An 18,776-nucleotide genomic window follows, 5' to 3' on the forward strand; every position below is an offset into this window, starting at 1 on the left:
GGAACCGGGAACCGGGAAGCATCGTGAACGGAGGGTGATGTGGACGGCGGACGCCACGTCCCCTGCTCTCGTAGAGTCCCCCTATGGACAGCGCTCCCCTCCGCTCCGACCCCACCCTCCCTTCCGCTCCCGAGCCCGAGCCGTGGCTCCTGATCATCGACCCGCAGCGGATCTTCGCCGATCCCGCCTCGGAGTGGTGCTCGCCGTTCTTCCCCGCCGCGATGGAGAACATCGCACGCCTGGCGGAGTCCGTCGGCCCCGAACGCACCCTGATCACCCGCTGGCTGCCCACCGCGGACCGTGCCACCGCCTGGGGCGAGTACTTCCGCGACTGGCCCTTCGCAGACGTCCCGGCGGAGGATTCCCGGTACGAGCTGGTCGACGCCGCCCAGGGGCTGAGCGCTCATCCCACGATCGACGAGCCGACATTCGGGAAGTGGGGTCGGCAGCTGGCTGAGCGCGTGGGATGGGCCGCGAACCCGGCCACGCACCTGCTGGTCACGGGCGTGACCACGGACTGCTGCGTGATCTCGACGGTGCTCCCCGCGGCCGACGCCGGGGTGCGGCTCAGCGTGGTCACCGACGCCGTCGCGCACTCGGCGGCGGAGAACGGCGCCGCCGCCCTGCACACGATGAGCCTGTTCCCGCCGCAGGTCGACCTGCGCAGCACCGACGAGATCCTGGCGAACGGAACGATCCAGCGCGATCCCGGACGCTCGAACGCTCAGGCTCGGACGGAGTCTGACGACGACCCACGAGAGGACCGCTGATGGCAGCCAGGGAACAGGTCACCGCGAGCGCGGCGGGGAAGTACGTGCTCTGCGGGCACTGCGGCGGCGGGTGGTACTGGTGGCGGAAAGTCGTGCTCAGCTCCGCGACGGCCTCGTTCTTCGACGTCGAGGTGTTCAGCCCCGAGGCGATCGTGCTGTCCTGCTCGGCCTGCGGGAAGATCCAGCTCTTCGAGAACGGGACCCTGGAGCTCCGCACCCAGCAGCAGCAACAGCAACAGCAACAGCAACAGCAACAACAGCAACAACAGGGCTGACAGCCTTCTGCACGTCGACAGGCCAGGTGCCATCCTGGAGGTATGGCCCCTTCACTGCTCACCGTCGGTCACGGCACGCTCTCGCGCCAGGAGCTCGCCGACCTGCTCCGCGACGCCGGGATCGAGCAGCTCGTGGACGTGCGCCGCTTCCCCGGCTCCCGGGCGAACGACGCCGCCGCCCGCGGAGCCGTCGAGGAGATCTGTGGTGAGGCCGGCATCTCCTACCGCTGGGACGAGCGCCTGGGAGGACGGCGCCGGCTCACCAAGGACGAGGACGCGCAGTCCCCGGACACCTGGTGGCGGGTGAAGCAGTTCCGCGCCTACGCCGGATGGACCCGCAGCGAGGACTTCCGCGCCGGGATCACCGACCTGCTGGCAGACGTGGCCCGCACCCGGACCGCGGTGATGTGCTCCGAGGCCGTCTGGTGGCGCTGCCACCGCCGCCTCATCGCCGACGTGATGCTCCTGGAGCACGAGATCGACGTCGCAGACCTCATGCACACAGGGAAGGAGCGCCCCCACGAACCGAGCGAGGGGGCACGGCTCGACGAGGACGGCCACGTGGTCTGGGACCTGCCCGACAGCGAGAAGTCCTGAGCGCACCCGGAAATCCGGTGGCCGTCACGGCGCTCAGCCCTTAGCGTCGGCCCCATGCACTCTTCCCCCTCGCACACCGCCTCAGCACTGCCCCGCACCGCCCTGATCACGGGCGTGGGTCGTCGGCGCGGGATCGGCGCCGCGATCGCCCGCGGGCTCGCGGCCGACGGCTACGACCTGGCCCTGAACTACCACGATCCCTACGATCGCCGGGTGCTCGGGGAGGAGGCCGACGTGGACCTGCTCGCGCAGGAGCTGCGGGCCGACGGTCACCGCGTCGAGCTGATCCCCGGCGACCTCGAGGACCCCGAGGTCCCGCCGCAGCTCGTGGCCACGGCCCGCGAGGCCCTCGGCCCGCTCGGCGTGCTCGTGACCTGCCACTGCGAGTCGGTGGACTCCTCGATCCTGGATACCACCGTGGAGAGCTTCGACCGCCACTACGCGGTCAACGTGCGCGCCACCTGGCTGCTGCTGAAGGCCTTCGCGGAGCAGGTCGAGCCCGGCCGGGACACACCCGGCGGGGCGATGATCGCGCTGACCAGCGACCACACGGTGCACAACCTGCCCTACGGGGCCACGAAGGGGGCGCTGGACCGGCTGGTGCTGGCCGGCACCCATGAGCTCGCCGACCGCGACGTGCGCACCAACGTCATCAACCCCGGCCCGATCGACACCGGCTGGATGGACGACGCGATCCGTACCTCCGGCGCCGCCGCGACCCCTGCAGGACATCTCGGCGAGCCGGGGACCGTGTCCGACCTGGTGCGCTTCCTCGTCTCCGAGCAGGGGGCGTGGATGCGCGGCCAGCTGCTCTACTCCAACGGGGGCTTCGCCACGCCTGCCCTGTGAGGGCGCCGGGCGTCGAACCTCAATCGCCGGGCGTCAGTCGTCGAGCGCCAAACGCCGAGCCTCAATCGCCGGGCACCCGTCGTCGAGCATCCGTCGTCGAGCATCCGTCGTCGAGCGTCAGTCGCCGAGCATCCGTCGTCGAGCATCCGTCGTCGAGCGTCAGTCGCCGAGCATCCGTCGTCGAGCATCCGTCGTCGAGCGTCAGTAGCCGTCCAGGTCGGTCGGCGGTGCGACGGGATCCGTCGGCCCCGCACCGGGACTCGTCGGCCCCGCACCGGGATCCGTCGGCCGCACGGCCCCGCAGCGCCAGCAGGGCACGCTCGGATCGCGCGCACCGTCGCCCTCGGGCATGGCGCCGCACTCCGGACACAGCAGACCGATCCAGCACACCGCCTCCCCGGCGGCATCCTCCTGATCGGACGACTCGTCCATCGCGGGCTCCTCCCGTCGGGCCTCAGTGCTCCGCGGGGGTGCTGTCTCCGCCGTCGGACTTCTCGGCGGTCCTGGGCGGGAACAGCAGGGAGGCGGCGACCGCGGCGCCCATGGCGACCACGATGACGGTCAGCGAGAGCCAGATCGGCACCTCGGGGATCTTCTCCAGCGCGGAGAAGCCGGGGATGAAGTCCAGCGGGGCCTCGTGGATCGCGTGGATCATCAGCTTGACGCCGATGAAGCCGAGGATCGCGGCGATGCCGTAGTGCAGGTAGGCCAGGCGCTCCAGGAGACCACCGAGCAGGAAGTACAGCTGGCGCAGACCCATCAGGGCGAACAGGTTGGCCGTGAACACCAGGAACGGGCTCTGGGTGACGGCGAAGATCGCCGGGATCGAGTCCAGCGCGAACATGACGTCGGTGAGGCCGATGGTGATGAACACCAGCAGCATCGGAGTGAACAGCTTCTTGCCGTTCACGATGGTGCGCAGGTTGTTGCCGTCGTAGCTGTCCGAGACGGGGAACAGCTTCCGGACCCCGCGCATGATGAACGAGTCGCCGCTGTCGTCGTCCTCCTCCTGGGTCTGCTTCCAGGCGGTCCACAGCAGGAAGAGGCCGAAGATGTAGAAGATCCACGCGAAGTTGTTGATGAGCACCGAGCCGGCCACGATGAACAGCGCCCGGGCGATCAGCGCGATGATGATGCCCACCATCAGCACTTCCTGCTGGTACTTCTTCGGGACCGCGAACTTCCCCATGATCACGATGAACACGAAAAGGTTGTCGACGCTCAGCGAGTACTCCAGCAGCCAGCCGGTGACGAACTCGGAGGCCGGGGCGATGCCGCCCACGAAGAACAGCACCACGGCGAAGATGAGCGCGAGGCTGACGTAGAACCCGATCCACGCCGCGCACTCCTTCATGGAGGGCAGATGGGGGCGCTTGACGACCAGCAGGAGGTCGACGAGCAGGATGGCCACGAGGACGACCAGTGCCGCGATCTCGAAGCCGAGGTGGAGCTCTCCCATGTGCATTCCTTCGGGTGGTGCGGGCGTTCTTCCCGAGGGGACGGGAGCGGGCTGCTCGAGCAACCACCGGGCCAGAGTACTAGGGCGCTCGCCCGAGATCCTCAGGAGTGAGGACCCTCTCTCCACGCTCTCAGCTCATCCTCGTTCTCAGCCGCGGGCGTCCGATCCCCGCTGCGGGCGATCCATGTGACGGTCCTCGTTCCTCACGGCGGGTTCCTCGACATGGCCGCCGAGGTTCCGTTCGGTCCGACGCTTCTGGGCGCGCACCGACGGCAGGAGATGGCCGCGCCGGGCGGCGAGCACGAGCATCACGATCCCCGCGGCGAATCCCAGGAGCACCGTGACGAGGGACCCTTCGATTCCCATCGATCCACCGGTCAGCCAGTCCGGTCCGTGCGCCTCGGCGAGGAGCAGTCCGCTCTGGTCACCCGTGCCGGACACGGCGGAGGAGAACACGCCTCCCTGCACGGTGTTCCACGCGATGTGGACACCGATCACCAGCCACAGCCGCCGGGTCAGGAGGTAGGCGGCGCCCAGCAGCACTCCCGCCTCGATCACTAGGCCGAGCGCGGTCCAGACCGACGCCCCGGGGTTCATCAGGTGGATCAACCCGAACAGGAGCGAGGTGATCGCGAGAGCCGCCCAGCTTCCCAGCCAGGAATCGAACACGCGCAGCAGCACTCCGCGGAACAGGATCTCCTCGATGAATCCGGCGCCGATGCCGATCGCCAGCGGCACCAGCAGCTGCGGCGAGGGCGAGATCCCGGTGACGCGGTAGCCGCCCAGCAGCGCGATCAGTCCGACGGCGAGGGTCATCAGGCCGGTGCCGAGCACCAGACCGACGGCCAGTTCGACGAGCTTGCCCCGCCCGCGCAGCCCGAGGCCGGGGCTGCCGCCGAGAGGACCGACGATCAGCAGGTAGCCGCCGACCGCGATCGCGGCTCCCACGCACGCGCCGAGCAGCATCGCCCACGGGGCCGTCCCGTTCGAGTAGTCCCCACCTGCCGCGATGGTGCCGAGCGCGCCGAGCAGGCCCATCACCACCTCAGCGACGATGAACAGGACGATGCCGAGGGGCACCTGGAGTCCGCGGCGGCGGTCGCTGCGGTCGACGGTGGCTGCGCGGTCGATGCGCTCGAGGGGGAGGGCGCCTTCGGCACGGGTGGCGGGGGCTGTGGGGGCTGTGGGGGCTGTGGAGCTGGTGCGATGCACCTCAGGGGTGTTCATGGGCACGATCATCACCCTCGCCGGGCACGCTGTCACGGGGGCCGGCCGGATCGGCCCGCCTGCCCGACGGCGGCGGTAGTGCCAGCCCGACCTCGTCGGGCTCTTCGCAGGTGCCGAGCTCCCCGGGGCGTTGACCTCGGGTGCGGGAGCGGGGTGTTTCATGGACCCCATGAGCACCGACGACTGGTTCCTCAGCACCGAGGAGCGCGGCAACCCGTTCACCCGTCTCGCCCACCGGCGCGGCGGGCGCTCCTACTCGGAGGGCAACCGGGCCGAGCTGCACGTGCACGGGGCCGCCTACTTCCCCCGTCTGCGGGAGCTGGTCGAGGCGCAGGGCCCCGGTGACCTGCTGCTGTTCACCGACTGGCGCGGCGATCCCGACGAGAGGATCGGCGAGGACGGGCTGAGCATCGTCGAGCTGATGAGCGCGGCCGCCCACCGCGGCGTCATCGTCAAGGCGCTGTTCTGGCGCTCGCACCTCGACTCCCTCCAGTACTCGGAGGCGGAGAACCGGAGCCTGGCCGACACCGTCCGCGCCGCCGGCGGCGAGGTGATCCTCGATCAACGAGTGCTGCCGCTGGGTTCGCATCACCAGAAGCTCGTAGTGCTGCGCCACCCGAGCCGTCCCGAGCGCGACGCCGCGTTCTGCGGCGGCATCGACCTGTGCCACACCCGCCGGGACGATTCCCGCCACCTCGGGGACCCGCAGCCGGTGTCCATGGGCGCCGTGTGGGGGCCGACCCCCGCCTGGCACGACATGATGGTCGAGGTCACCGGGCCCGCCGTCGGCGATATCGAGGCGAGCTTCCGCGAGCGCTGGGAGGATCCCACGCCGCCGACGCTGGATCCGCTCTCGCGCCTGAGCTCCTTCCTGCATCACGACGACGACCATCCCGATCCCCTGCCTCCGCAGGCCGAGGACCCCGAGCCGTGCGGAGAGGTCGACGTGCAGGTGCTGCGCACCTACCCGCGCAAGTGCCCCCGCTTCCCCTTCGCACCCGACGGCGAGCGCAGCATCGCCCGCGCCTACGGCAAGGCGATCCCGCGCGCCGAGCATCTGATCTACCTCGAGGACCAGTTCGTCTGGTCGCCCGAGGTGATGGCCGGCTTCGCCGAGGCCCTGCGGGCGCATCCCGAGCTGCACATCATCGTGGTGCTCTCGACGTACACGCCGGCGGACACGACGATCGCGAACGCCGGGGCGATGGGCTCCCGCAACGCGGCGCTGGACGTGCTGCACCGGGCCGGCGGAGACCGCGTGCACGTGTACGGGCTCGAGAACCCTCAGGGCGTCCCCGTGTACGTGCACTCCAAGCTGTGCCTGGTCGACGACGTGTGGATGCTCGTCGGCTCCGACAACATGAACCTGCGCTCGTGGACCTTCGACTCGGAGCTCTCGTGCGCGCTCGTCGACCAGCGGACCGACCCCCGGGAGCCGACGGTGCTGCGCGCGGACGGGGACGGTGCCCGCGTGCTGCCCCGGCAGGTGCGGCTCGACCTGGCCCGCGAGCATCTCGACCGGACCGACGCCCAGGACGACGACCTCGTCGATCCCCTCGGGATGGTCACCGCGTTCGCGGAATCCGCCGCGCGCCTGGACGCCTGGCACGACGGCGGGACGCGGGGCCCCCGCCCCGCGGGACGGCTGCGCAGCTACACCCCGCAGCGGATCCCCTTCCACCAGCGCGCCGTCGGCCGTCTGACCCACCGTGTGGCCGAGGATCCCGATGCCCGACCGCGGGCCATGCGGGGCACCGCCCGCTTCTGAGCGGTCGCATCTGAGCGGTCGCTTCTGAGGATCGCCTCTGAAGATCACTGCTGACCTCCGTTGCTGACCCGCGGCCGACCTCGTAGGCCTCACGGATGACCGAACCCGACGCGCCCTCGTCCCAATGGCCACCCGGACCCGATACCCCGGTCTGACGCCGATCACGTCGCAGCCGCCTACGCTCGACATCCTTCGGAGCCATATCCGGTCCCGCGTGCACGGACGACCTGTGCTCGACAGGACCGGTACCGGGAGAGCGAGCGTGCGTCGACGTCCGTTCGACGTGACTCCGCGCATCGACGGCAGAACTCGAGAAGGAGTGCATCATCGTGGTCAGATTCTCTCGACGAGGACTCATCGCCTACGGCATCGGAACCGCCGCCGGCGTCACCGCTGCAGGTTCGGCCCCGGCCCTCGCGAAAGGTGGGGCGACGAGCGTTCCACGGTCCACCTGGACGAGCTTCGCCCGAACCCTCGACGGCCCGGTCTGGCTCCCGGGGACCCGCCAGTACACCAGCGCCAAGAAGCTGTTCAATCCCACGTTCGACACCAGGGAGCCCGCCGCCGTGGTGCGCGTGCGCAGGCGCCGTGACGTGGAACGGGCGGTCGTGTTCGCGGCGGAGCACGACCTGAAGATCTCCGTCCGCGGCGGCGGTCATTCGTACGTGGGCGCCTCGGCGCTGCGCGGGACGATGCAGCTGGACCTGCGCGACTACGCGAAGGTCTCCTACACCTCCTCGACGAAGCGCGTGACCGTCCAGGCCGGCGCCGGCCTGCGCTCGGTCCACGTGGCGCTGAGCCCCCACGGCAGGAGCATCCCCACCGGCTCGTGCCCCACGGTGGGGACTGCGGGACTCACGGTGGGCGGCGGGATCGGGATCGATTCGAGGCGCTACGGCCTCACGTGCGACGTGCTGGTCGCGGCCACGGTGGTGCTGCCCGGCGGCGACGTGGTGACTGCCTCCCGGACCTCCCACCCGGATCTCTTCTGGGCCCTGCAGGGCGGTGGCGGCGGGCTGAACGGCGTGGTCACGGACCTCACCTACACCACCCATCCCGTCGGCTCGCGCGCCACCTTCTCCCTCGCGTACCCGGCCTCGGCGGCCGTGAAGGTCATGACCGGGTGGGCGAGGTGGCTGAAATCCGCGGATCGCCATCGCTGGGCGAACGTCCACATCGGCACCGACGGTCGCGGCAGCATCACCGTGAGGGTCGTGGGCGTCACCGATGCCGGGGACGAGCACGACGCCGCCGCATCGCTGTCCTCCCACATCGGTGTGCACTCCTCGACGTCCTCGTACCGGCGGCGCTCCCCCATGGAGCTCGTGGACTACCTCGGGGGCGGAGCCACATCGGCCCGCGAGTCGTTCAGCGCCGGCACGGACGTGCTGGCCGCGCTCGACACCAGCACCGCGACCGCGATCCTCGCCACGGTGAAGGAGCGTGCGCACTCGACGCAGAAGAGCGCGGCCGTCCTGGACCCGCTGGACGGCGCGATCCGCAGCAGGAAGAGCACTGACAGCGTCTTCCCGTGGCGCTCCGAGCTGGTGTCCGTCCAGTGGTACACCAACGTCAGCGGTGCGGACGGCCGCACAGCCGGACGCGAGTGGGTCCAGCACGGGCACGCGGCGGTGAAGACGGCGAGCCGCGGCGGCTTCGTGAACTATCTCGAGAGTGGCGATCCCGCCTCGAGGTACTTCGCCGACAACGCCTCCCGGCTCGCGAAGATCCGGCGTCACTACGATCCGGAGAAGCTGATCCAGAGCGGGCTGAGCGTGTAGGCGCGTCCGTCGGCGCGCCGGCACACTCCTCCTCTCCGGAGGGGTCTCGTCGGGGTCATGCCTCCGCAGCCGGCTCCCCGGCCGGAGTCACCGCAGCCGCCCCAGGACCCCCTCCACCGCCGCGAGCACCGAGCCGTCGTCCAGCCCCTGCTCGGCTGCGGCGATGTCCGGGGCGAGGAAGCGGTCCGGGCCGGGGCCCTCGACGGTGCGGCGCAGCACGGCGACCGCCGCAGCGCTCGCGGCCGACGGGGTCAGCGGCGCGCGCAGGTCGATCGCCCGGGACGCGGTGAGCAGCTCGATGGCGAGCACGCGCCGCAGGTTCTCCACGCTCGTGCGCAGCTTGCGGGCGGCGTGCCAGCCCATCGAGACGTGGTCCTCCTGCATCGCGGAGGACGGGATGGAGTCCACGCTCGCCGGGACCGCGAGCCGCTTCATCTCCGAGACCAGGGCGGCCTGGGTGTACTGGGCGATCATGAAGCCGGAGTCCACACCCGGGTCATCGGCCAGGAACGGCGGCAACCCGTGGGAGCGGGACTTATCCAGCATGCGGTCGGTACGGCGCTCGGCGATCGACGCGAGATCCGCGGAGACGATCGCGAGGAAGTCGAGCACGTAGGCGACCGGGGCGCCGTGGAAGTTGCCGTTGGAGGTGACGGTGCCGTCCTCGAGCACGACAGGGTTGTCGATCGCGGCGGCGAGCTCGCGCTCGGCGACCGTGCGGGCGTGGTCGATGGTGTCGCGCACGCCGCCGGCGACCTGCGGGGCGCAGCGCAGCGAGTAGGCGTCCTGCACGCGGGAGCCCTCCGCGGCGACGTCGGCGATGATCGGCGACCCCTCGAGCAGGGCGAAGATGTTCGCGGCCGACGCCGCCTGGCCCGGGTGCGGGCGCAGCGGCGCGTGCAGCTCGGGACGGAACACGGAGTCCCGGCCCCGCAGGCCCTGCACGGTCAGCGCCGTGGTGAGATCCGCGGTGCGCACCAGCTCGTCGAGGTCGGCGATCGCCAGGAGCAGCATGCCGAGCATGCCGTCGGTGCCGTTGATCAGCGCGAGGCCCTCCTTCTCCTCGAGCAGCACGGGCTCGATGCCGGCTTCCGCGAGCAGCTCGGGCACGGGGCGCTCCACGCCGTCGCGATCGCGGGCGCGCCCCTCCCCCATCAGCACGATCGCGCAGTGGGACAGCGGGGCGAGGTCGCCCGAGCAGCCCAGCGAGCCGTACTCGTGCACGATCGGGGTGATCTGCGCGTTGAGCAGCGCGAGGATCGTCTCGACCACGGCAGGGCGCACGCCGGTGCGGCCGGAGGCGAGGGTGCGGGCGCGCAGCAGCATCAGGGCGCGCACCACCTCGGTCTCCACCTCGGGGCCGGCGCCGGCGGCGTGGGAGCGGATCAGGGAGCGCTGCAGGGCGTGGCGCATGGACGGCTCGATCGCCGTGTCCGCGAGGGCGCCGAATCCGGTGGAGACCCCGTAGACCGGGGCGTGGCCGGGGGCGGCGAGGGCGTCGATGTGCTCGCGGACGGAGGCGACGTGCTCACGGGCTGCGGGGTCCAGCTCGACGGGGGCGAGGCGGCGGGCGACGGCGAGGACGTCGGCCGCGGTGAGGCCGGAGCTGGAGAGCGTGACGGTGCGGTCGTCGGTGGAGCGGGCGGTGGTGCTGGTCATGGGGTGCCTTTCGGTCGACGGACGGGCTGGCTGCGGAGAGGGCTGGCTGCGGAGAGGGCTGGCTGCGGAGAGGGCTGGCTGAGGGACTGGCTGCGGGGGCTGGCTGCGGGGGCTGGCCAAGAGATCTGGCCGAGGGCGCTGGCTGAGGCTCTGGCGCGGGTTCCGGCGGGAGTGCCGGCGCGGTCGCGCGCCGGTCAGAGCAGCAGGTGGGCGAGGGGTGCGGTGATGAGGATCGTGAGGATGACGCGCTCGAGCCACAGGATCACGAGGCGCCCCACGTTCACGGGGATCGAGGTGGCCAGGATCGAGGGGACCAGCGCCGAGAAGAACACGATCTGGGAGACGGCGGTGACGCCCACGGTGAAGCGGAGCACCTCGGACTCGTGCCCGGCGACGACGGTGGCCGGCAGGAACATCTCGGCGATGCCCACGGCGACGGCCTTCCCGGCGAGCGCCGGCTCCGGCAGGCCCACGAGCGCCGCGACGGGCACGAAGATCCAGCCCAGCAGGTCGAACACCGGGGTGTAGGTGGCCAGCAGCAGGCCCGCGAGACCGATCGACAGGATCGAGGGGACGATCGCGGAGCTCATCAGCACGCCGTCCTTGAAGGTCGACCAGGTGCCGCGCACGAGTCCCGGGGCGCCGGCGAGGGCCCGCATCGCCTCGTCCCAGGCGTGGGCGACGCGGTTGCCCGTCGGCTGCGGCTCCGGGGCGTGCTCGACGCCCTCGAAGGGCTCGTCGGGCACCCCGCGCAGCGGCGGGATCCGCACCGTGATCGCCGTGACCGCGAAGGTCACCACGAGCGTGAGGAAGAAGTAGAGCGTCCAGTGGTGCATGAGGTCCAGCGTGCTGGCCACGATCACCATGAACGTCGCCGAGACCGTCGAGAATCCGGTCGCGATGATCGCCGCCTCCCGGCCGGTGTAGCGGCCCTCGCGGTACACCTTGTCGGTGATCAGCAGGGCGAGGGAGTAGGAGCCGACGAAGGAGGCGACCGCGTCGACCGCGGCGCGGCCGGGGACCTTCCAGATCGGGCGCATGATCGGCTGGACCAGCACGCCCACGAACTCCATCAGCCCGTAGTTGATCAGCAGGGCGAGGAACACGGCGCCGACGGGCACGATCAGGCCCACGGGGATCGCGAGCTTCTCCCACAGGAACGGGCCGATGTCGGGGTTCGCGAGCGGGCCCGGGTAGTAGCCGGCCGCCGCACAGACCGCGACGACCAGGCCCACGACGTTCGCGAACGCGAAGACGGTGCGCAGCATCCCCTTGCGCCAGGAGCCGGTGACGAAGGGGCGGACGGTCCCGAAGGCCACGAGCGCGACCACCACCCAGGGCACCGCGGCGCCGAGCACCCACTGCACGAAGGTCAGCACGTGGTCGACGAGGATCGTGGACTTCCCGCCGATCTCGATCGACACGAAGAACATCGCCAGACCGATCGCGCTGTAGAGCAGGAAGCGCCAGCGGTGCGGCGGGATCTCGCGCTCGGTGCCGTCGACCGCGATCACGGAGCCGGCGCGGGCGGTGGCGGAGCCGGTGAAGTACTCCTCCCCGGCGCCCCGTCGGGCCCTCTCGGGGCCGGGCTGGGGAGTGCTGAGAGCATCTGACGTCGTCATCGACGGTCTCCTCGGGTGGGTGGGATCAGGCCTGCGCGACCCCGGCCCGCCACACCCGGTGGGTGAGCGGCATGCCGGGACGGTAGGCGAGGTGGATGGCGGCGGGGGCGTCGAGCACGTGCAGGTCGGCGCGGGCGCCGACGGCGAGATGGCCGACGTCGCTGCGGCGCAGGGCGAGAGCTCCGCCGCGGGTGGCGGCGCGGACAGCCTCGGCGAGCGAGAGGTGCATCTGCAGGACGGCGATGGCCACGCAGAAGCTCATCGAGCTGGTGTAGCTGGTGCCGGGGTTGCAGTTGCTCGCGATCGCGATCGCGGCACCGGCGTCGAGCAGCTCCCGGGCCGGGGCGAGCGGGGCACGGGTGGAGAGGTCGCAGGCCGGGAGCACGGTCGCGACCGTCGGCCCGGCATCGACCGCGAGGCGGCCCGGTGCGGGGTCGGCGGGGTCGGTGCTGCTGCCGGCGGCAGGGTACGAGGCGGTGCGGGTGGGGCGCGAGGCGGTCGCGGCGAGCGCCTCGATGTCGTCGGCCGCGAGGTGGTTGACGTGGTCCACGCTCGCCGCGCCCAGCTCGGCGGCCAGCGCCACGCCGCCGGAGCGGCCCAGCTGGTTGCCGTGGACGCGCAGGCCCAGCCCCGCCGCGGCGCCGGCACGCAGGACGCGCTCGGACTGCTCGGGATCGAAGGCGCCCTCCTCGCAGAAGACGTCGATCCAGCGCACGTGCGGGGCGACGGCGGCGAGCATCTCGCCGCTGACCAGGTCCACGTACCCCTCGGCGCCGGGCCGGCCCTCCCGGCCGTCGAACTCCGCGGGCACGAGGTGCGCCCCGAGGAAAGTGGCCTCGTCGAGCTCGCCGGACTCCACGAGGGAGGAGGCCAGGCGCGCGGAGCGCAGCTCGTGCTCGAGGGTGAGGCCGTAGCCGGTCTTGGTCTCGAGCGTCGTGGTGCCGCCGGCGACCGCCTCGGCGATCCGACCCTGCACGAGGCCGCGCAGGCGCTCGTCAGAGGCGGAGCGGGTGGCACCCGTGGTCACGCCGATGCCGCCGGCGGCGTAGGACTCCCCCGCCATGCGCGCCTCGAACTCGGCGGCGCGGTCGCCGTCGAAGATGAGGTGGGAGTGCGAATCAACCCAGCCGGGGAGCACCGCGCGGCCACCCACATCGACCCGGTCATCGGCCGACGGGGCGTGCGCAGCCGGGCCGGTCCAGGCGACCACGCCGTCCTCGATCACGAGGGCGGCGTCGTGCAGGACCTGGGAGTCCGCGACGCCGTGCAGGGCCGAGGGATCGTCGAGCGCGGGATCGATGGTCCACAACTCGCTGATGCCGGTGATCACGGTGCTGGCCATGACGGTGCCTCCTGCGGGTGGGGGTGGGGGTGGGGGTGGGGGTGGGGAGAGCATGCCCCGGGGCTGGTCCGGAGGAGCGGACCGGCCCCGGGGACGGGTGCGGGCGGGGTCAGTCGCGGCGGGTGGGGGTCATCGGGACGCGCACGCCGCGCTCGTGGGCGACGTCGTCGGCCCGGGAGTAGCCGGCGTCGACGTGGCGGAGCACACCCATCGCGGGGTCGTTGGTGAGCAGGCGCTCGAGCTTGCGGCCGGCGAGCTCGGTGCCGTCGGCGACGCCCACCTGCCCGGCGTGGATCGAGCGGCCGATGCCCACGCCGCCGCCGTGGTGGATGGACACCCAGGTCGCTCCGGAGGACGCAGCGGTCAGGGCGTTCAGCAGCGGCCAGTCGGCGATCGCGTCGGACCCGTCGAGCATCGACTCGGTTTCCCGGTACGGGGAGGCGACGGAACCGGCGTCGAGGTGATCGCGGCCGATGACGAGGGGGGCCTTGACCTTGCCGTCGCGCACGAGGTCGTTGAAGAGCATCCCGGCGCGGTGGCGGTCGCCGTAGCCGAGCCAGCAGATGCGGGCGGGCAGGCCCTCGAACTCGACGAACTCGTTCGCCGCGTCGAGCCAGCGGTGCAGGTGCTCGTTCTCGGGGAAGAGCTCCTTGAGCGCGGCGTCGGTGACCGCGATGTCCTCGGGGTCACCGGAGAGGGCGACCCAGCGGAACGGGCCGAGGCCCTCGCAGAACAGGGGACGGATGTAGGCGGGGACGAAGCCGGGGAACTCGAAGGCGCGGTCGTAGCCCGCGTGGCGGGCCTCGTCGCGGATCGAGTTGCCGTAGTCGAACACCTCGGCGCCGGCGTCCTGGAACTCGACCATCGCGTGCACCTGGCGGGCCATCGACTCGCGGGACTTCTTGGTGAAGCCCTCCTCGTCGGCCTCGGACTCGCGCTGCCAGTCCTCGACGGAGACCTCGAGGGGCAGGTAGCTCAGCGGGTCGTGGGCGCTGGTCTGGTCGGTGACGATGTCGATCTCGATGTCGCCCGCCTGATGGCGCTCGAGCAGGGCCGGGAAGATCTCCGCGGCGTTGCCGACGATGCCGATCGAGAGGCCGCGCTTCTCGGCCTTCGCGGCGTTGGCGCGGGCGATCGCGTCGTCGAGGTCGTCGGCGATCTCGTGGCAGTAGCGCTTGGCGACGCGGCGCTCGAGGCGGGTGCGGTCCACGTCGGCGATCAGGCACACGCCGTCGTTCAGGGTGACGGCCAGCGGCTGCGCGCCACCCATGCCGCCGCAGCCGCCGGTCAGCGTGATCGTGCCGGCGAGCGTGCCGCCGAAGCGCTTCTGCCCGATCGCGGCGAAGGTCTCGTAGGTGCCCTGGAGGATGCCCTGGGTGGCGATGTAGATCCAGGAGCCGGCGGTCATCTGGCCGTACATGGTCAGGCCCTCGGCCTCGAGCCGGCGGAACTCGGGCCAGGTCGCCCAGTCGCCCACGAGGTTGGAGTTGGCGAGCAGCACGCGCGGGGCCCATTCGTTGGTGCGCAGCACGCCGACGGGCTTGCCGGACTGCACCAGCAGCGTCTCGTCGTCCTCGAGGTCCTCGAGGGTGCGGACGATCGCGTCGAACGCCTCCCAGGAGCGGGCCGCGCGGCCGGTGCCGCCGTAGACGACGAGGTCATCCGGGCGCTCGGCGACCTCGGGGTCGAGGTTGTTCATGAGCATCCGCAGCGGGGCCTCCGTCTGCCAGGACTTCGCGCTGAGGGTGGTGCCGCGGGCTGCGCGGACGGGGCGGGCTCCGGGGAGGGTCATCATCGGCTCCTGGTGTCGGGGACTGCTCGGGAGGTTCCGAGGGGTCGGCGTGTTCCCACCAGGACACCACCGCCGACGGGGCGGGTCGAGACCGCGGAGAGCGGTTGTGTCCGGGATGCCGGACAGTGTCGTCCGGGTGGATCAGCCGTCGTGACGCAGAGGCACCGTGGCGACTGGCCGTCCCGGGGCAGAACGCACCATCGCGCGGGCCTCCGCAGAGTCAGGCGCTCAGCCCACCCCGGAGAGTCGTCACACGCAATGACAACAGCTGCTCCGCCGTGCCGGCTCCGCCACGTCAGCCGCCCTCGCCGGCCAAGCCTTCGAGGGCGTCGTGAGCGGCGTGCTCTCGCAGGTGGTCCGCGGTATAGGGGATGGTGAAGCGGACCTTTCCGTGGCCGGCCGACTCGATGATGCCGTCACGGATCAGTCGTCGGCGGTACTCGCCGGCGTATTGGGCAGTCACGTCCATGCGCTCGGCGATCTTCCCGGTGCGGGAGGGCCCGTCATCCTGAGCCATGGCGAGCAGGTAGGTGCGGTCGACGCTCGACAGAGGCCGCAGCGCTGGAGTGTGGACATGTCGGCCGAGGCGACGGCGCGCGGCCGCGATCCCGGCATTGACCTCGTCCGTGGTGATCGGACCAGTGGCCTTGTGAGCCTTGAGAGAGTGGTAGCCCACGAGCTGGAGCATAAAGGGGTACCCGTCGACAGCATCGGCCGCGAGGTCGAGGGCTTGGACGTCGATCTCACGGCCGCTGTCGGCGATCGTTCCGGCGAGGGCCGCTCGGACATCTGCACGGCTCACGCGACCGACAGGATAGTGCTCGGCGCGGCGCAGGAACGTCGCTCCGGGATGGTCGAGGAGCTCTTCGATGGGAGTCGAGAGCCCCGCGCCCATGAAGGCAAGGAGTCGCTCCTCCCGGCGGCCGTACTGGATGATCTCGCCGACCTTGCGAAGGTCTTCGATATCGGCAGCCTGAACCTCATCGATGGTGATGACGAGGCCTCGGCCGGAGGGCCGGAGAGCATCGGTGAGCTCGGTGATCTGCGATCGGAGTGTGGACTCGGCGGGATAGCGCTCGGTCCAGGAGACACCACCTCCGAGAGGGCCGACGGTGCCGCTCGCGGACTCGAGCCGTGTCCGCGGTTCGTCGGAGTGGTCACGGAGCAGGCGGGGCAGATGATCTCGCGTGAGTCGCTCCAGGAGTCCGGCGCTGGAGCTCTCGGTGATGACCAGCCATCCAGCGCTTTCAGCGGCCCGCCTGTAGGAGTCGAGCAGCACCGTCTTGCCCATCCCCCGCTGGCCGGACAAAAGGACCGTCAGACCGGCCGGGTCGAGGATCCCGTCGAAGGCGTCCTCGAACTCGTCGAGCAGCTGATCGCGGCCGACCAGGAGGTGCGGGTAGGTTCCGAACGATGGCTTGAACAGATTGCGCGACATATAAAGAGTATAAAGCGAAGGGCTCATATCCAAAGGGATCAAAAGACCGCCCCACCGAGGTCAGGACTGAGGCGCATCGAGTGTCGGCTGGCGCTGACCAGCGGTTCAGCCTTCCCTTTCGGTCGCCAGCTGCCCATGGGAGTCGAGTACCCGCGGGGGACGGGCGCCTGCGCTACTGCCCGTCGGTCGCCCGCAGCGCGTCCCGCTCCTCGCGCACGAGCTCCCAGGTGCGCACGAGGCGCGGGAGGGTGAGCATCAGCAGGCCGCCGGCCATGTTCAGCGGGATCACCCAGGCGAACCACACGAGCCAGGACAGGTAGGAGATGTCCGCCCCGGCGTGCATCGCCCCGAAGATCACGGCCGAGCTCAGGGCGCCGTGGAGCATGCCGAGACCCACCACGAGAAGGCCGCTGATCAGGGAGTTCGCAATGGTCGCGATGCCCTCGGTGGAGCCCTGCGCCATCCGGGTCACGAGGGTGATGGTGAAGCCGGCCAGCAGTGCGAGCGCGGCGGTCTCGACGGTCAGTCCCTTGTCCATATACCCGGTGGCCGCCTCGATCAGCACGTCGTCGAAGGCAGGGAAGGCCGCCACGACGACCCAGGCGAACGCCCAGCCGCCCACGAGGTTCGTCACCAGCGTCACCGTCCACAACCTCACCAGCTGCCCCCAGGTGCCGTGGCCGGCCACGATCGCATTGATCGGCACCAGGAAGTCCTCGGTGAACAGCTCGGAGTGGGCCAGACGCAGGGCGTACAGTCCGATGCCGAAGGCGAGCCCGCCGAGCAGCTTCGACCCGGTCGCATCCAGCACCGCGAGCATCGCCAGAAGACCGATGCCCACGTCGATCCCGCCGAACAACCCGGTGATGACCAGCGCGCGCCAGGTGCGGTTCAGGCGGTTCGCGCCCTCCTCGACGGTGCCGCGGAACTCCTCGACGAGCTTGTCCTCGAGCGGCTCGTCGGACTCGCCGAGGTGCTCACGCTCGTCGTGCTGGCTCCGCGTGTTCGGCGCAGGCTGCTTCGCCCGGGGGCGGAGCCTGTCCCGACCGCGCTGCCCGGCCCGCCCGCTCTGGTTCTCCCGCTCGCGCCGATCAACCTGCCCGGCCTGCTCATCCCGTTCGCCCTGTTCACTGTCAGCAGCCACGGTCGGCACCTTCTCTCCGGAGTTGCGGTGGAGTTGCAGTGCGCCGCACGCTATCAGCGGGAACGGGACTCTTCCGCAGTCGCCGGGCGATCATTCTCTGCTGCACGCGGCTGAGCCGGACCGGACGAGTTGCGGCATGCGGCGCCTCCTGGCGCCGCACCTGATGCCGCACTCACTGCCCTGCTCCCGCACTCACTGCAGAGCAGAGGGTTCGGTGGAGGGGTGTCCCGAGCGCCGGCCCAGCAGGCGACGGGTGATCTCGTCGGCCGCGAGCCGCACCGCGGCATCGAGCCGTTCGCGCAGCTCGTCGTCCACCCTCGCCTCGACGAACGTCAGCGCGACGGCCGCCGCCGGCCAGCCGGTGTGGTCGCGCACCACGGCGGCCACGGAGCCCAGCTCGTCGGTGACCTCTCCGGATTCATGCGCGATGCCGTCCGCCCGCACCCTAGCCAGCAGCTCCCGCAGGGCGCGCGGCGTCTCGGGGCCCGGTGCATCGGTGCGGGAGGTGAAATCCCCCTTGTGGCCGAACAGGGCGCGCAGCTGCGCCGGTGGCAGCTCGGCGAGGATCGCGCGGCCGCTCGCGGTGAGGTGCGCGGACAGCCGCACACCGACGTCGGTCACCAGGCTGGGCCGGTTCCGGGCGCGCTCCTCGACCACGTAGAGCACATCGCGTCCGTGCAGGACCGCGAGGTGACCGGACTCCCCGATCTCGTCGACCATCGCCTCGATGACCCGTCGGCCGATGCGCGCGAGCGGCTCCTGGCGCAGGTAGGCACCGGAGAGCTCGTGCGCGGCAGGGCCCAGCCCGTACAGCCGCTCCTCGCCCAGGTGCATGACATAGCCGTGCTCGACGAGGGTCGCCAGCAGGTCGTAGGTGCGCGAGCGCGGCAGGTCCAGCTCCTCGGCGAGGCGCACGGCGGCGACCGGGGAGCGACGCGAGGCGAGGAAAGTCAGCAGGCGCAGCGTCGCGTCCGCCGCCGGGACTTTCGGGGGTGTCATGATCGGCAAGGATGCCACCGGAGCTGTCCGGTGGGCCGGACGGTGGCTCTCGAC

At 71.2% G+C, this 18,776-nt stretch carries 16 protein-coding genes; 6 read left to right on the forward strand and 10 right to left on the reverse strand.

Annotation, left to right across the window (positions count from 1 at the left end; genetic code table 11):
• The first annotated feature begins 83 nt into the window (after positions 1-83).
• Genes ACT3T5_RS10615 through ACT3T5_RS10630 form a run of 4 tightly spaced genes read left to right on the forward strand, consistent with a single transcriptional unit; the run spans position 84 to position 2,491 of the window.
• On the forward strand, positions 84-770 hold the full coding sequence (locus ACT3T5_RS10615; RefSeq protein WP_444577190.1) for a cysteine hydrolase family protein: 687 nt from the start codon (positions 84-86) through the stop codon (positions 768-770).
• Entirely contained in the window at positions 770-1,045 is a 276-nt protein-coding gene (locus ACT3T5_RS10620) for a hypothetical protein (RefSeq protein WP_444577189.1), read from the forward strand. Before ACT3T5_RS10615 ends, ACT3T5_RS10620 begins: the two co-directional genes overlap by 1 nt.
• Positions 1,046-1,087: 42 nt before the next feature.
• Positions 1,088-1,642 (forward strand): DUF488 domain-containing protein, encoded by a 555-nt coding sequence (locus ACT3T5_RS10625; RefSeq protein ID WP_444577188.1) that lies wholly within the window; start codon positions 1,088-1,090, stop codon positions 1,640-1,642.
• Positions 1,643-1,696: 54 nt separating this feature from the next.
• On the forward strand, positions 1,697-2,491 hold the full coding sequence (locus tag ACT3T5_RS10630; protein WP_443335603.1) for an SDR family oxidoreductase: 795 nt from the start codon (positions 1,697-1,699) through the stop codon (positions 2,489-2,491).
• A gap of 201 nt (positions 2,492-2,692) precedes the next feature.
• On the opposite strand, the gene ACT3T5_RS10635 is transcribed toward ACT3T5_RS10630, so the two are convergent.
• The 3 genes from ACT3T5_RS10635 to ACT3T5_RS10645 all read right to left on the reverse strand — a co-directional run bounded on the left by ACT3T5_RS10635 (position 2,693) and on the right by ACT3T5_RS10645 (position 5,177).
• Positions 2,693-2,923, reverse strand: coding sequence for a hypothetical protein (locus ACT3T5_RS10635; RefSeq protein ID WP_444577187.1), 231 nt, complete (start codon positions 2,921-2,923; stop codon positions 2,693-2,695).
• Between the two features lie 22 nt (positions 2,924-2,945).
• Positions 2,946-3,950 carry a TerC family protein gene (locus ACT3T5_RS10640; protein WP_444577186.1) on the reverse strand — a complete coding sequence of 335 codons (1,005 nt, stop codon included), beginning with the start codon at positions 3,948-3,950 and terminating at the stop codon, positions 2,946-2,948.
• 147 nt (positions 3,951-4,097) lie between these two features.
• Positions 4,098-5,177: a lysostaphin resistance A-like protein gene (locus ACT3T5_RS10645; RefSeq protein ID WP_443345403.1), complete on the reverse strand. Its 1,080-nt coding sequence runs from the start codon at positions 5,175-5,177 to the stop codon at positions 4,098-4,100.
• A 169-nt stretch (positions 5,178-5,346) separates the two neighbouring features.
• Here ACT3T5_RS10645 and ACT3T5_RS10650 point away from each other — a divergent pair, with 169 nt between their 5' ends.
• Together ACT3T5_RS10650 and ACT3T5_RS10655 are read left to right on the forward strand one after the other, a co-directional pair.
• The gene (locus ACT3T5_RS10650) at positions 5,347-6,945 is read left to right on the forward strand and encodes a phospholipase D family protein (RefSeq protein WP_444577185.1); all 1,599 of its coding nucleotides are present in this window, start codon (positions 5,347-5,349) and stop codon (positions 6,943-6,945) included.
• Between the two features lie 329 nt (positions 6,946-7,274).
• Complete coding sequence (locus tag ACT3T5_RS10655; protein WP_444577184.1) at positions 7,275-8,726, forward strand: FAD-binding oxidoreductase; 1,452 nt, start codon at positions 7,275-7,277, stop codon at positions 8,724-8,726.
• A gap of 87 nt (positions 8,727-8,813) precedes the next feature.
• Here the strand turns inward: ACT3T5_RS10655 and hutH are convergent, their stop codons facing one another.
• The 7 genes from hutH to ACT3T5_RS10690 form a co-directional block, all read right to left on the reverse strand.
• Positions 8,814-10,385, reverse strand: coding sequence for a histidine ammonia-lyase (gene hutH / locus ACT3T5_RS10660; protein ID WP_444577183.1), 1,572 nt, complete (start codon positions 10,383-10,385; stop codon positions 8,814-8,816).
• A 194-nt stretch (positions 10,386-10,579) separates the two neighbouring features.
• Positions 10,580-12,007 (reverse strand): YjiH family protein, encoded by a 1,428-nt coding sequence (locus ACT3T5_RS10665; RefSeq protein WP_444594300.1) that lies wholly within the window; start codon positions 12,005-12,007, stop codon positions 10,580-10,582.
• Positions 12,008-12,032: 25 nt separating this feature from the next.
• Positions 12,033-13,349 carry an amidohydrolase family protein gene (locus ACT3T5_RS10670; protein ID WP_443398493.1) on the reverse strand — a complete coding sequence of 439 codons (1,317 nt, stop codon included), beginning with the start codon at positions 13,347-13,349 and terminating at the stop codon, positions 12,033-12,035.
• A gap of 109 nt (positions 13,350-13,458) precedes the next feature.
• Positions 13,459-15,141 (reverse strand): urocanate hydratase, encoded by a 1,683-nt coding sequence (gene hutU, locus ACT3T5_RS10675; protein WP_443398497.1) that lies wholly within the window; start codon positions 15,139-15,141, stop codon positions 13,459-13,461.
• A 295-nt stretch (positions 15,142-15,436) separates the two neighbouring features.
• Complete coding sequence (locus ACT3T5_RS10680) at positions 15,437-16,579, reverse strand: AAA family ATPase (protein ID WP_193118517.1); 1,143 nt, start codon at positions 16,577-16,579, stop codon at positions 15,437-15,439.
• Between the two features lie 172 nt (positions 16,580-16,751).
• Positions 16,752-17,723, reverse strand: coding sequence for a formate/nitrite transporter family protein (locus tag ACT3T5_RS10685; protein WP_444594301.1), 972 nt, complete (start codon positions 17,721-17,723; stop codon positions 16,752-16,754).
• A 192-nt stretch (positions 17,724-17,915) separates the two neighbouring features.
• The gene (locus ACT3T5_RS10690; protein ID WP_444594302.1) at positions 17,916-18,722 is read right to left on the reverse strand and encodes an IclR family transcriptional regulator; all 807 of its coding nucleotides are present in this window, start codon (positions 18,720-18,722) and stop codon (positions 17,916-17,918) included.
• Positions 18,723-18,776: the final 54 nt, after the last annotated feature.

Source organism: Brachybacterium sp. AOP3-A1-3 (assembly GCF_052378285.1).
Lineage (GTDB): Bacteria > Actinomycetota > Actinomycetes > Actinomycetales > Dermabacteraceae > Brachybacterium.